This is a genomic window from Actinoplanes rectilineatus (genome assembly GCF_000962825.1).
GTDB classification, from domain to species: Bacteria; Actinomycetota; Actinomycetes; order Mycobacteriales; family Micromonosporaceae; genus Actinoplanes; species Actinoplanes rectilineatus.
Window position 1 is genome coordinate 126,421 of record NZ_JZKF01000011.1, and the last position, 12,983, is coordinate 139,403.

The 12,983-nt window shown below is 72.4% G+C and carries 13 protein-coding genes; 7 read left to right on the forward strand and 6 right to left on the reverse strand.

The features are described 5' to 3' along the window. The first annotated feature begins 1 nt into the window (after position 1). The 3 genes from WH85_RS11600 (at position 2) to WH85_RS11610 (ending at position 1,987) form a co-directional block, all read left to right on the forward strand. Positions 2 to 709, forward strand: coding sequence for a hypothetical protein (locus tag WH85_RS11600; protein ID WP_157410936.1), 708 nt, complete (start codon positions 2 to 4; stop codon positions 707 to 709). A 16-nt stretch (positions 710 to 725) separates the two neighbouring features. Beyond that, on the forward strand, positions 726 to 1,103 hold the full coding sequence (locus WH85_RS11605) for a hypothetical protein (protein WP_045741783.1): 378 nt from the start codon (positions 726 to 728) through the stop codon (positions 1,101 to 1,103). Positions 1,104 to 1,318: 215 nt separating this feature from the next. Then, entirely contained in the window at positions 1,319 to 1,987 is a 669-nt protein-coding gene (locus WH85_RS11610; RefSeq protein WP_157410937.1) for a hypothetical protein, read from the forward strand. 11 nt (positions 1,988 to 1,998) lie between these two features. Here WH85_RS11610 and WH85_RS11615 read toward each other — a convergent pair whose 3' ends face one another. Then, complete coding sequence (locus WH85_RS11615; RefSeq protein ID WP_052720332.1) at positions 1,999 to 2,481, reverse strand: tetratricopeptide repeat protein; 483 nt, start codon at positions 2,479 to 2,481, stop codon at positions 1,999 to 2,001. A 253-nt stretch (positions 2,482 to 2,734) separates the two neighbouring features. Further along, entirely contained in the window at positions 2,735 to 4,162 is a 1,428-nt protein-coding gene (locus WH85_RS11620; protein WP_052720333.1) for a GGDEF domain-containing protein, read from the reverse strand. 84 nt (positions 4,163 to 4,246) lie between these two features. Here WH85_RS11620 and WH85_RS11625 point away from each other — a divergent pair, with 84 nt between their 5' ends. Next, entirely contained in the window at positions 4,247 to 5,416 is a 1,170-nt protein-coding gene (locus WH85_RS11625; protein WP_045741785.1) for an acyl-CoA dehydrogenase family protein, read from the forward strand. A gap of 16 nt (positions 5,417 to 5,432) precedes the next feature. Here WH85_RS11625 and WH85_RS11630 read toward each other — a convergent pair whose 3' ends face one another. The 4 genes from WH85_RS11630 to WH85_RS11645 all read right to left on the reverse strand — a co-directional run bounded on the left by WH85_RS11630 (position 5,433) and on the right by WH85_RS11645 (position 10,992). Continuing rightward, positions 5,433 to 6,083, reverse strand: coding sequence for a hypothetical protein (locus WH85_RS11630; RefSeq protein ID WP_157410938.1), 651 nt, complete (start codon positions 6,081 to 6,083; stop codon positions 5,433 to 5,435). 58 nt (positions 6,084 to 6,141) lie between these two features. Then, a complete protein-coding gene (locus tag WH85_RS11635) occupies positions 6,142 to 6,810 on the reverse strand; it encodes a GNAT family N-acetyltransferase (protein ID WP_045741787.1) in 669 nt (222 codons plus the stop codon). A gap of 90 nt (positions 6,811 to 6,900) precedes the next feature. Further along, positions 6,901 to 9,963: a putative bifunctional diguanylate cyclase/phosphodiesterase gene (locus WH85_RS11640; protein WP_045741788.1), complete on the reverse strand. Its 3,063-nt coding sequence runs from the start codon at positions 9,961 to 9,963 to the stop codon at positions 6,901 to 6,903. Between the two features lie 120 nt (positions 9,964 to 10,083). Beyond that, positions 10,084 to 10,992 (reverse strand): 5'-3' exonuclease, encoded by a 909-nt coding sequence (locus WH85_RS11645; RefSeq protein ID WP_211275337.1) that lies wholly within the window; start codon positions 10,990 to 10,992, stop codon positions 10,084 to 10,086. 138 nt (positions 10,993 to 11,130) lie between these two features. On the opposite strand from WH85_RS11645, the gene WH85_RS11650 reads away from it, so the two are divergent. The 3 genes from WH85_RS11650 (at position 11,131) to WH85_RS11660 (ending at position 12,977) form a co-directional block, all read left to right on the forward strand. After that, on the forward strand, positions 11,131 to 11,310 hold the full coding sequence (locus WH85_RS11650) for a hypothetical protein (RefSeq protein WP_045741790.1): 180 nt from the start codon (positions 11,131 to 11,133) through the stop codon (positions 11,308 to 11,310). Next, positions 11,307 to 11,717: a hypothetical protein gene (locus tag WH85_RS11655; RefSeq protein WP_045741791.1), complete on the forward strand. Its 411-nt coding sequence runs from the start codon at positions 11,307 to 11,309 to the stop codon at positions 11,715 to 11,717. The genes WH85_RS11650 and WH85_RS11655 overlap by 4 nt, the downstream gene beginning before the upstream one ends. 120 nt (positions 11,718 to 11,837) lie before the next feature. Beyond that, complete coding sequence (locus tag WH85_RS11660; protein WP_045741792.1) at positions 11,838 to 12,977, forward strand: acyl-CoA dehydrogenase family protein; 1,140 nt, start codon at positions 11,838 to 11,840, stop codon at positions 12,975 to 12,977. Positions 12,978 to 12,983 lie beyond the last annotated feature (6 nt).

Genomic DNA, 12,983 nt, shown 5'->3' on the forward strand with positions numbered 1-12,983 from the left:
GGTGATCGACGTGTTGTCCCGGCACCGGCTGTGGTACCTGCTCGCGACCCTCGTCCTGGGCATCGGCGCCGGACTCGCCGATCAGCTGCTGCCCGGGCCGCTGGGATACGTGCTGCCCCTCGGTGCCCTGCTGCTGTCGGTGATCCTGCTGGTCGCCGTCGTGACCGTGATGGGCCGGCCGATGCCGCTGGTCGCCCGGCCCGCCGTGCCGTCGTTCGACTTCCTGCCCGGCCCGGCCCAGGTGCTGCTGACCGGGGCGCTCACCCTGCAGCAGGGCTCGCAGACCACCAAGGCGATCGTCGGGTCCATCACCGGGGCGCCGCAGCCGTGGGAGGCGTTCGACCTGATCCTGCGCCCGTTCGCGCTGGCCGTCCTGATCGTGCTGTGGACCGTCGTGCTGCGCGGCATGGGTCTGCGGCTGCGCCCGGACGGCGTGCACGACCGCCGCCTCCTCGGCTCGGTGTTCGTCCCGTGGGACGCGTTCGGCCCGGACGTCGTCACACCGGCCACCGCCACCAAACTGCCGCTGCAGGTCGCCCGGCCCGACCGGGTGGTGCGCCAGGGCTACTACCGCGGCGAGCCGTCGGCGCGGGTGTCCGCCGCCGACCGGGGCCGGATCGGTGCGCTGCTGCGGATGTACGCCGCGGACCCGGCCGCCCGCACCGGCATCGGACACCCGGACCGCCTCCCGGTCCCGGCGGGCGACTGACGCTACTGTCGGCGGGATGAGCGATCACGGTGCGGACGTGTGGACCCTGCATCGGCGCGGCGACGGCCGGCTCCTGGCCCGCCTCGCCGTCACCGACACCGACTTCCCCTGGCTGTACGCCCGGGTCGAGGCGGGCGACGACGACCTGACACCGCTGCGGCCGCTCTTCGCCGACGAACTGCACCTGCTGAACGACGTGGGCACGGACGTCCCGGCCTGGGAGCAGGCCTACGAGCTGATCCGGGACGCGGTGACGCTGCGCTCCCCGGAGGGGGTGGACGTGCCCGAGTTCCTGCTCCACGTTGAGGGCGACGAGGCGTGGTGGCGCTGGAGCGACGAACCGTTCGACGAGCCGCCCGCGGAGCCGTCGGGCGGTGTGCCCGGGCGGGCGTGATCGTGCAGCCGTTCGCCGTTCGCCGGACCCGTGGGACGGGTCCAGCCGGCGATATCCGGCGAAGCGCCACACCCACGACGGGTGTAGCCGCGAAACGATGATGCAGTCCCGCGGACGGCGCTGTTCGCCTCGACCGAGCGGGCCCGCGTCTGGCCCGTCGTCCCGCACGTCCGGGTGACGTTGCCCGTCCCGGTGTTGCCTATTCCGGGACGGCGATGGAGCCTGTTCGCTGGGCCGAACGGGGAGACCAGGGGATGGCTGAGGATTCGGGTGAGAAGGCGTCGTCGAACAGGCGTGACCTGATCAGGTTGGGCCTGGAGGTTCTCGGTTTCGTCTCGGTGATCGCGACACTGGGGATCACTTCCTGGCTCAACATCGAAAGCCTCGAGAGGGCGACGGAATCCATCGAGGAAAGTCGCCTGCAGATGGCCGAGGGGCAGTATCAGGCCGTCTACGAGCAGCAGCTCGAGCTGTGGAAGTTGGCGGCGGAGAATCCGGACCTCGCGCCGTACATCGTGGGCGGTAAGAAACTGGCCGACGGTGCGGTCGGTGGCCGGCAAGCCGTTGACGAGGGGGAGGCCGCCTCGCGGGAGGCGGCCGTCATCCAGGCCTTGGACTTCTTCGCCTACGTCTACGAGCAGCTGGCCCCGTTCACGGCGACCGGGGACCGCCATCCGCTGGCCGCAGCCGGCGCGTATTCCTCGCCGCCGGCGGGAATCGACGCGGGACGGTGGGACGGCTGGATCTCGTGGAGCAACACCATCAGATCGGGTTTTCAGGGCGCACCGAGTATGTGTGATCTCCTCAGGAACAATGCAGCCGACTATTCCGTGGAGTTCCGCCGGGAGACCCTCGACAGGCCGGACGTCTGCCCGGCGCTCTGAGAAGGGCCGGTTCAGGCCAGCTCGTGGGCTGCGGCGACCCGGTCGGGGGGAAGGCCTTCGGCAGCCAGCGCGTGGCCGAGCAGGACCTTGCGGTAACCGTCGTGGGGCAACTCGGGGGCCAGCGTGATCAGCAGGTCCAGATCGGCGGGGGAGCCGTGGGCGCGTACCCGGAAAGCGGCGTTCGCGGCCCGCAGGGTGACGTCGCCGGGCTCGTGCCGCAGGCCCTGGCCGGTCAGGGCGGCGGCCTCGGTGAAGTCGCCGGATTCGGCGGCCAGGTCGGCGAGGTCCAGGTACAACGACCAGTTGTCCGGCTCCAGGTCCAGTGCGCGCCGGAGTGCCGCCATGTTCTGCGCGCGGTCGCCGAGGAGCCGCCACGTGCCGGCCCGGACGACCTCGGTCAGCATCACCCGCGCCACGGCGTCGGCGCGGTCGCACAGGGCGAACGATTCCTGCGTACGCGCGGAGAAGCGCAACAGGATCGCCATGAGCGCCATGGCTTCGGGGTCAGGGTCCCGGTCGACGACCGCGTCGAGCAGCCGCAGCCAGGGCCCGAGCGTCTCCTGGGCCGGGCCGGTGGTGAGGTCGGAGCCGTAGTCGGTGATGTTCAGGCACGCGTCGGCGAGCCCGGCGGCGGTGACCGCCGCGGTGAACCGGGCGTCGCCGAACCAGGGCGCGGACGTCCAGGCGATCTCCGGGCGAGCGCGAGATCCGCAGTGCTGGACATCCGCGCAGACTACCGGCGGGCGGTCAGGCGGCCAGGGGCTGGTCGGGGGCCTCGACCGGGGACCACACCGCCCACCGGGTGGCCGTGCCGGCCGCCTTGGCGCGGCGCATCGCGTTGCCGGCCCGCTGGACGGCCGTGTCGTAGTCGAGCTCGCCCGGGGCGGACACCGCGACGCCGATCGCCGCCGCGAGGGTGACCAGGGTGCCGGCGATCAGGACCGGGCCGAGGGCTGCCGCGACCCGGCCGGCCATCTCGTACGCCCCGGCCGCCTGGTCCAGTCCGGGGAGCAGCACCGCGAACTCGTCGCCGCCGGTTCGCGCCGGCAGGCCGTGGCCGCCCACGGTGCGGCGCAGCACCTCGGCGAACTCGGTCAGGACCAGGTCGCCGGCGTGCTGGCCGAGGGTGTCGTTGACGCCGCGGAAGCCGTTCAGGTCGATCATCAGGACGGCGGTGGGCCGGCCGGTGCGGGCGTCGTGGGACAGCGCCTGAGTGGTGGCCGCGGCGAACAGCGAGCGGTCGGCCAGTCCGGTGAGCCGGTCGGTCAGCGCCTGTTCGTCGTGGTCGCGGCGGACCAGATCCTGCCGGGCCAGCAGCAGGCCGCTCAGCACCGTGCCGCCCAGGACCAGGCCGGTCCAGGGCAGGAAAGGCGGGGCGGTGGACAGCAGCAGGCCGTGGATCAGCGCGACCGCGCCGAGTGGCAGGTACCGTCCGGTGTCGTGGTGCCGTACCGGTGGGGGAGGGTGCCGGCGCTGGTCGACGGCGGCGATCGCGAGCAGGGCCGTCGCGGCGACACCGGCCAGTGCCGGCAGGCGGCCGCCGGGCAGGGCGCCCGCGAGGAGCAGGATCAGGGCGCCCGCGCCGAGCAGGCGGACCGGGCGCTGGGCGGTGCCGTCGACGCCGCGCAGCACGGCCAGGGCGACGGCGAACAGCAGCACCAGGGCGGGGAGCAGCGCAGCCAGGGCGGGGAGCAGGGCCGGGCCGGGACTGTTCGGGAGCCGGGCGGCCGCGGCCCAGCCGAGCAGCATCACGCCACCGACCAGCACGATCGTCGCGTCCAGCGCGGTCGTCGACCGGGTGTGCCGGTGTGCGGGCAGCAGCGGGAACCGTTGGAACGCCACCAGCAGCAGCACCACGACCACCACGTGTGCCACCGCCGGGACCAGCGGCCCGGCGGCGACCAGCGCGACGAAGGCGGCGGCCACCGCGGCCCACGCCTGGCGCAGCCGGATCGGCAGGATCGGCTCGCGGGCCGCCCGGACCGCGGCGACCAGCCCGACGATGCCCAGCGGCAGCACCGCCGGCAGGCCCGGGACCAGCCCGGCGACCAGCATCGCGCCGAGGGTCAGCAGCCCGACGGCGAGCAGCGGGCCGTGCCCGGCGCGGTGGTCCGGGCCGTCGTGGTGGTGCCGGGCGAACCGTGCGGCCTGCGTGTGCCTCGTCCGTGTGGACAACGCCCCTCCTCAGCCCGAACGGTCGTGCTGTTGATCGGCTGACAGAGAAACCAACTTGAGGATGCGAGGTCCTAGGATCAGCGGATGACGCATGACGAGGCGGTCGCGGCCGCCCACCGGCTCGCCGCGGAACTCGCCCCGGGCGCGGCCCAGCGTGACCGCGACGGCGCCACGGTGGTTCCGCACGAGGCGCTGGCGGCGCTCGACGCCTCAGGTCTGCTGGCGATCACTGTTCCCGCCGCGGACGGGGGACCCGGGCTCGGTCCCCGTACCCTCGCTGACGTGGCCCGGATCCTGGCCGCCGCCGACCCCGCCCTGGCCCAGGTGCCGCAGGGGCATTTCCTGATGGTCGACGTGCTGGCCGTGCACGGCGGACCGCAGGCCCGCAAACGCCTCTACGCCGACGTGCTCGCCGGCCGCCGGTTCGGCAACGGCCTGGCCGAACGCGGCGGCAGACACGCGCAGGACCTGCGGACCCGGATCGGCGGCGGCCGGCTGGACGGCGTCAAGTACTACACGACCGGGGCCCTGACCAGCGCGTGGATCGCGGTCAGCGCCCTGGGTGAGGACGGCCGGCTGGTGCTGGCGTTCGTGCCCCGCGACGCGGACGGCGTGCGCGTCGACACCGACTGGGACATGGTCGGCCAGCGGGCCACCATCAGCGGCACGGCCACCTTCACCGGCGTGACCGTCGACCCGGCGCTGCTGATCCCCTACGCGTCGGCGTTCGAGGTGCCGCAGCAGCTCGGTGCCCGCGCGCAGCTCTTCCACGCGGCCATCGAGGTCGGCATCGCCGGGGCGGCGCTCGCGGACGCCCGGGATTACCTGCGGGACAAGGCCCGGCCGTCGACCGAGGCGGTCCGCGCGGGGGCGTCCGCGGCGGCCGACGACCCGCACGTCAAGCATCGTTACGGCCGTCTGGCCAGCCGGGTCCGCGCCGCCGAGGCGTTGCTGGAGTCGGCAGCGCGGACCCTGGAGGAGGTCGGTCTGGTCCCGGCGGACGCCGAGGCCGCGGCACGGGGATCTCTCGCCGTCGCGGCGGCGAAGGCCTTCGGCAGCGAGGTGGCGGTGGAGGCCGGGTCGGAGCTGTTCGCGCTCTGCGGCACCAGCTCGGCGGCGGCGAAACACAACCTCGACCGGCATTGGCGCAACGCGCGTACCCACAGCGTGCACGACCCGGTCGATTGGAAATACCACCACATCGCGGCTTTCGAGCTTTCCGGCACGCTACCGCCCAATCACGGGCAGATCTGACTTTTCTGGTACGCGGTCACGGCTGATCCCACACGACGGCGTCGAAGGACACGGTGTCCTGCCGGCTGTCGATCTTCGTGATGGTGAGGCGTGCGGTGCGGTACTCGGTGGTGCGCACGCACAGCACGGTCTTGGTGGCGAGATCCTGGACGGTGGCGACGCCCTGCGAGGACACCGCGAGCCGGCACTCCTCGGCCCCGGGAGTGCCGTCGCCGTCCCACACCGCGAACGAGGACTGGGCGAACGCCGCCCGCCCCACCTGGGCCCGGCCCTCGATGATGTTGACGATGACATCCGCGCGGGAGCCGCTGTTGCTGATCTTCTGGGCCGGACGGGTGTCGAGTTCGGCCGCGGCGTCCAGGCCGAACGTCTCCACCACGACCCTCCCGGCCCAGGAGCCGGGTTCCGGTGCGGCCGCGGGGCTGCTGGGCGTGGCCGGCTCGGCGTCACCCGCGGCCGGTGTCGTGGTCTGCCGCGGTGACGTGCGTGACGTCGCCGGGGTGGTCGCGGACGCCTCGGGCTCGTCGTCACCGCCGGACGCGACGATGGCGAACACGCCGCCGATCAGCGCCGCCAGGATGGTCCCGGCGAACGTCACCCAGATGTTGAGCCGGGTGTGGTCGGTGTCCTTCTGCTGTCGTTGTTCCGCCGTCATCGCCCCCGCCAAGCGCCATCCATCGATGAAAGTGCGCCCAGTGTAGTGACGGCCCTCGTGGTGTTCGCGCCTATTCGGGCCCGGTGTGCCGGAACGACGTGAAGACGACCTCGCCGGCGTGTTCGAACCCGAGACGCTCGTAGAGCCGGATCGCGTCCGCGTTGTCGTGCACCGCGTGCAGGAACGGCAACTCGCCCCGGGCCAGGATGCCCGCCGCGACCGCCATCGTCAGCCGCGCGCCCAGCCCCCGGCCGCGGAACGCCGGGTCGGTGCAGACCGCGCTCACCTCGGTCCAGCCGGGCAGCCGGAACCGTTCGCCGGCCATCGCGATCAGCCGCCCGTGCTCGTTGCGGATGCCGAGATAGCGGCCCATGTCCACGGTGCGCTTACGGAACGGCCCGGGTTTGGCGCGGGCGACCAGCTCGAGCATCTCCGGCACGTCGGCCTCGGTCAGCGGCACCGCCTCCGGGTCGTCGACGCCGGTCATGCTCTGGCCGACCATCTGCACGCCGTGGCCGGTCGCCACGGTCTCCCAGCCGGATCTCGGGGTCAGCGCCGGACCGGTGAGCAGCGCCGTGGCGGTCAGCCCGGCGAGGTCCCGCCAGGCGGCCGGGTCGGCGGGGTCGCGCAGTGCGGCGAACGGGGCGATCTCGGGACGGTAGCGGGCGGCGTCACCGGCCGCGTCGGCGAAACACGCCTGCGGCCCGGACAGGGCGGCCCACACGGGATTGTTCAGCACACCTGCGACCCTGCCCGGTGCCCGCGGCTCGCGCCAGTCGATATCGTCCCGACCACCCGCGCGTGATCCGTGCCGCTTGTCGGATTTCTGCTAACCGTGGCGTGGTGGGGCCGCCAGCGCGGCGGCGCCGGTCGTCAGCGCCGGGATCTCGCCCGGCCACAGCGGCTTGGCGAACAGGTAGCCCTGGCCGTACTGGCAGCCCATCGCGTCCAGGGCGGTGTGCTGGCCGGTCTCCTCGATCCCCTCGGCGACCACGGCCAGGTCGAGGTTGCGGGCGAGCGTGACGATCGCGTCGACGAGGGCGTGCTGCTGCCGGCTGTGCAGGACGTCATCGATGAACGATTTGTCGAGTTTTAGCACGTCCACCGGCATCTGCCGCAAGTAACTCAACGACGAGTAGCCGGTGCCGAAGTCGTCGATCGCCACGCGTACCCCGAGGGCCCGGAGACCCTTGAGATCGGACAGCACCTTGTCGGTGTCGCCCAGCACCAGACTCTCGGTGATCTCCAGCAGCAGCCACTCCGGGCGGGCGCCCGACTCGGCGATCGCCCGGCGCACCTGATCGGCGAAGTCACCGCTGCGGAACTGGCGCGGCGACACGTTGACGCTCACGTACCGCAGGGTGCACTCCGGGTCGTCCATCCGCCACCGGGAGAACTGCTCCAGGGCGGCCCGCAACACCCACTCGCCGATCCCGACGATCGCCCCGCTCTCCTCAGCGGCCTCGACGAAGTGGTACGGCCCCAGCAGCCCCCGCATCGGATGCTGCCAGCGCACCAGCGCCTCCAGACCGGAGATCAGGCCGGTGCTCAACTCCACGATCGGCTGATACTGCAGGACGAACTGCTCCTCCTCGATCGCCTCCAACAGTTGGGTACGCGTCTCCAGCCGCTGGACCATCGCGGTGTGCAGGTCGCTCTGGTACCGCTGCCAGGCGCCCTTGCCCAGCCCCTTGGCCAGGTAGAGCGCCAGGTCGGCGTGGCGCAGCAGCTCGGTCGGGTTCTCCGCCTCGCGGTTGGTGGCCAGCCCGACGCTTGCGGCGCCACTGACCAGCCGGGTCATCCCCTCGGTGTCGATCACCTCGATCGGCTGGCTCAGCGTGGACACCAGCCGGGCCGCCACCTGCTCGGCACGCTCGGCGCCCTCACTCGGCTCGATCAGCACGGCGAACTCGTCGCCACCCATCCGGGCCGCGGTGCTGCCCGCCCCGACGATCTCCGAGATCCGCCCGGCCACCTCGATCAGCAACTGGTCGCCGACAGCGTGCCCGAGCGCGTCGTTGACCTCCTTGAAGTCGTCCAGGTCGACGAAGAGCAAGCCGATGATCGAGCCGTCCCGGGCGGCCACGCTGAACAGCTGCTCCAGCCGGTTGCGGAACAGCACCCGGTTGGCGAGCCCGGTCAGCGAGTCGTGGAACGCCTGGTGGGTCAGGTCCTCCTCGAGGCGCCGGCGCTCGGTCACGTCGCGCATGGTGAGCACGAGTCCGCGTACCGTCGGATCCGCTCGAAGATCGCGCACGTCGCACTCGATCTCCACGCGCCGCCCGTCGGTGGTGACCGCGGCCAGCGCGACCCGGTCCAGCTCGCCCAGGCCGCCGTCGAGCCGGTCGAGCACCTCGTTCATCGCCTCCCGGGAGTCGCCGGCGAGCAGGCCGGCCAGCGTCTCACCGGTCGGGTCGGAGGTGCCGAACAGCTCACCGGCCGACGGGCTGGCATAGGTGACCACCCCGTCGTCGCTGACGATCATGATCACGTCCGAGGCGCTCTGGATCAGCGTCCGGAAGTACGCCTCACTGTCGCGCCGGCTCACCTCCGCGGTCAGCGTGATCCGCTCCATGATCACGGCGATCTGGGTGCTGAGCGTCGCGAACGAGCTGTGCACCGCCCGCAGCACCGGCTCCGGGGCGCCCAGCACCAGACTGCCGACCATGCCCCCGGGCAGCGCCTGGGTCGCGTAGAGCACCGTGCGGTACCCGCCGGACGAGCGGCCGGCGGGCAGCTCGGCGGCCGGGATCAGGCGTACCCCCTCCGGGGCCTCGCCCGCGAAAGGCGCCGGGAGCTGCAGGAAGTAGTCCCGGTCGGCGGGCATCAGCAGCGCCACCGCCCGACGGCACGCCTTGGCCACGTCCTCCACGGTCGCCGCGCTGAACATCGTCGTCCCGGCCTGCCGCAACGCCCGCTCCCGGGCGCCGGCCTGCCGCTGGGCCATCGCCAGGTCACCGACCCGGGCCAGCACCAGCAGGAACATCACCGCCGCGGCGGCCGCGATCACCGGGGCGTCGACCAGCCCGCCGTGGGCGATCTCCGCGGCCCGGTTCTGCAGGTACTCGACGAACAGCACGACCGGGGCGACCAGCGCCGCGGTGGCCAGGAACAGCAGCCGGTGGGTGCTCATCTCGGACGTGGTCCGCTCACCCGGTTCGGTCAGGTCCCGCATCGACGGGCGCAACGCGGCGAACGCGGTCGCCCCGTAGAACACCACCCAGCCCAGATCGACCGGGCCACCGACGTTCCAGTCGTCGCTCAACTGCGACTGCCCGAAGATCAGGTCGGCGCAGAGCAGCCCCACCATGGCCACACCCAGCGTGGTCGCCGCGCCCGGCCGCCGTGCCGACGACGCCAGCAGCCGCAGCAGCACCGCCAGCGCCAGCCCGTCACCGAGCGGGTAGCCGATCGCCACCACCTTCTGCAGGAAGGTCAGGTCGGTGTCCCGGGTGAACGGGGCGATCCAGTACACCCACACCAGCAGCCCCAGGCCGACGGTGGGCACCAGCGCGTCCAGCAGGGCCGCCCGGTCCGCCCGCGTCCCGCCGTCACGCGCCCGCACGAAGATCAGGAAGCCGACGGTGAGCAGCGGATAGGTGGCCAGGTAGAACAGGTCGGCGCCACTGGGCGACGGCGGTCTCTGCCCGGCCGCGACGATCGCGTTGTAGACGGTGTCACCGGTGGTCAGGCACGCCAGGGCCGCCGCGATCAGATACCACGGCAGGGGCCGCTGCGGGCGGTGGATCCGCACCCCGGCCAGCACCATCAGCGCCGAACTGAACCCCAGCGCGGCCCAGGAATACAGGTGACTCTGCGGGAACGCGTAATACACGCCGATGGCCAGCACGAGCCACGCACCGAAGCATGCGCGGACCACTCGCGTCGACAACAGCGCAACTCCGATCGTGAGGCAGCGGGGATGCCGTCCGGCGATATCGGACGGCGCCCCACCGACCTGCGAGGTCCCGGCCGGTGGCAACCGGACGGCAACCGGACCGGACCCCGAGCCTCATCCGGCCAGAGCATCCACCAGCCGCCGGGCCGAGCCGGCCAGGTTCCACCGCTCGGCGAGGGCGAGTAACGCGTCCTCGTCACGCGGGGAACGCGGCAACGCCGGCGTGAACTCCGGCAGCGGCACGTCCGTGGTCACCTCGCAGACCGGCAGAGCCCGACCGAGATACTCCCGGGAGGCCTCCAGCTTGGTTCGCACACCCGGGGCGAAACCGGAATCCGGATCGTCCAGAGCGGCGAGGATCTCCGCCACCCCACCGTATCGCCCGATCAGCCGCGCCGCGGTCTTCTCCCCGACCCCGGGCACCCCGGGCAGCCCGTCGCTGGGGTCGCCGCGCATCGCCGCGAAATCCGCGTAATGCCGGGCGGCCACCCCGTATTTCGCCGTCACCAGCGCCTCGTCGGCGTCCTCCAGCTTGGCGACGCCCCGCCCGCAGTACAGAAGACGGGTGCCACGGGCGTCGTCGACCAGCTGGAACAGGTCACGGTCACCGGACACCACCTCGACCGGGCCGGGCTGGGTCGCGGCGAGGGTCCCGAGCACGTCGTCGGCCTCGTAGCCCTTCACCCCGAACGCCGGGATGCCGATCGCGGCGAGCACCTCCAGCAGGACCGGAACCTGCCGCTCCAGCGAGGCCGGCACCTCCTCGACGTCCCCGTGCGCCACCCGGTGCGCCTTGTAGGTGGGGACCAGCGCGACCCGCCAGGCCGGCCGCCAGTCCGCGTCGAGCGCGCACACCAGCCGGTCGGGACGCCGTGTCCGGACCAACTGGGCGATCATGTCGAGGAACCCGCGGATCGCGTTGACCGGCTCGCCGGCCGGGGTCTGCGCCGCCTTCTCGGGGATGCCGTGGAACGCCCGGAAGTAGAGGCTGGGGGCGTCGACGGCCAGCAGTGGTGGTGTCACGCCGACCACCCTGCCACACCCCTGTGACAAGTCCGCCCCACCCGTGTCGGGGAACCGGTGACATGCCTGCTCAGCGCCCATCCTCCCTGCGGGTGATGACATGGCCGAGCCCGTTTCCGCGCCCCTAGTCTACCGTGCATGCGACAACCCCTCAGTAGCCGAAGAACGACCGCCGCACAGTGGCTCTCCGGCCTTCTCGGCGTCCCCGTCCGGGAGCCCACACTGCAGGAGCGGGACTCCTATCAGGCCCGGATCACCGAGGCCGAACGGGTGGCCGACGAGATGCTCGCCCTGCGCCGTGCGGCGGAGATCGAGTGAGCCTTCACCGCCCCCGGGTCCTGGACGCCTCCGCAGTGGTGGAGCTTCTCCAGGGCCACCCCGACCTGATGTTCGATCTGGACCGCGCGGCCGAGGGAAAGCTGAGGCTGGTGATCCCGATGATGGCCCAGTTCGACGCCCAGGTCACGCTCGCCTTGAGCACCGCGGTCTGGGACCGGTTCGCCGCCTGGCGCGGTGTCACCATCCCGGCGCCGGACCTGCACCGCTCCACCCGTTCCGCCGACATAGCCCGGGAACGCCTGGAACTGGGCCTGCCCTACCGCGACCTGACCAGCCCTCAGATGATCGGCCACGTGGTGCACGAGGCGACGGTCCTGGACGGCATCGTCGTCACCCGCTATCCCCCGATCTATCTGGGTCACCATCTGTCCACCCTCGCCATCTGAACGCCGGTGGCGGTCGACGGCGCTCGACCGCCACCGCCTCGCGCCGCGAGCGCCACGAGGCACCGATCGATCGATCGACGAGAGCCCCGGGAGGCCCTGACGGCCGTTAATCTGACGGGCATGACCGTGGATCGCATGCTTCCCACCCCCGAGGCACACGAACTGCTCGACCTGACCCGGGAACTCGCCGAGCGGGAACTCGCCCCGCGCGTCGACGAGTTCGAGGCGCGCGGGGAGTTCCCCCGCGAGGTGGTGCGGACGCTCGGCCGTTCCGGACTGCTCGGCCTGCCCTACCCGGAGGCCGACGGCGGCGCCGGTCAGTCGTACGAGATCTATCTTCAGGTTCTGGAGATCCTCGCCGGCAGCTGGCTGTCCATCGCCGAGGCGGTCAGCGTCCACACCCTGTCGTGTTTCCCGGTTGCCGCGTTCGGCAGCGAGGCCCAGCGCAAACTGTTGCCGGAGATGGTCGGGGGCGACCTGCTCGGCGCCTACGCGCTGTCCGAACCGCACGGTGGCTCCGACGCCGCCGGGCTGACCACCCGGGCGGTGGCCGACGGCGACGACTTCGTGGTGACCGGGACGAAGGCGTGGATCACGCACGGCGGGTTCGCCGACTTCTACAACATCTTCTGCCGGACCGGAGGCCCCGGCCCGCGCGGGATCTCGTGTCTGCTCGCCGACGCCGCCACCCCCGGGTTGCTGCCGCAGGCGCGGGAACGGCTGATGGGCCTGCGGTCCGCCGCTCCGGCGCAGATCGTCCTCGAGGACGCCCGGGTGCCGAAGGACCGGCTCGTCGGGGAGCAGGGCGGCGGGTTCACCATCGCCATGCAGGCCCTCGACGCCGGGCGCCTCGGGATCGCCGCGTGCGCGGTCGGGCTGGCGCAGGCCGCCGTCGACTACGCCGTGGCGTACGCGAAGGAACGCGAGCAGTTCGGCACCCCGATCGGGCGGTTCCAGGGGCTCGGTTTCATGCTCGCCGACATGGCCACCCAGGTGTCCGCCGCGCGGGCGCTGCTGCTCGCCACCGCGCGGCTCAAGGACGCCGGCCGGCCGTTCTCGATCGAGGCCGCCAAGGCGAAGCTGTTCGCCACCGACGTCGCGATGAAGGTCACCACCGACGCGGTGCAGGTCCTCGGCGGGTACGGCTTCGTCGCCGACCATCCGGTCGAGCGCTGGTTCCGGGAGGCGAAACTGCTGCAGATCGTCGAGGGCACCAACCAGATCCAGCGGCTGGTGATCGCACGGTCGTTGACCGGCTGAAAAGCA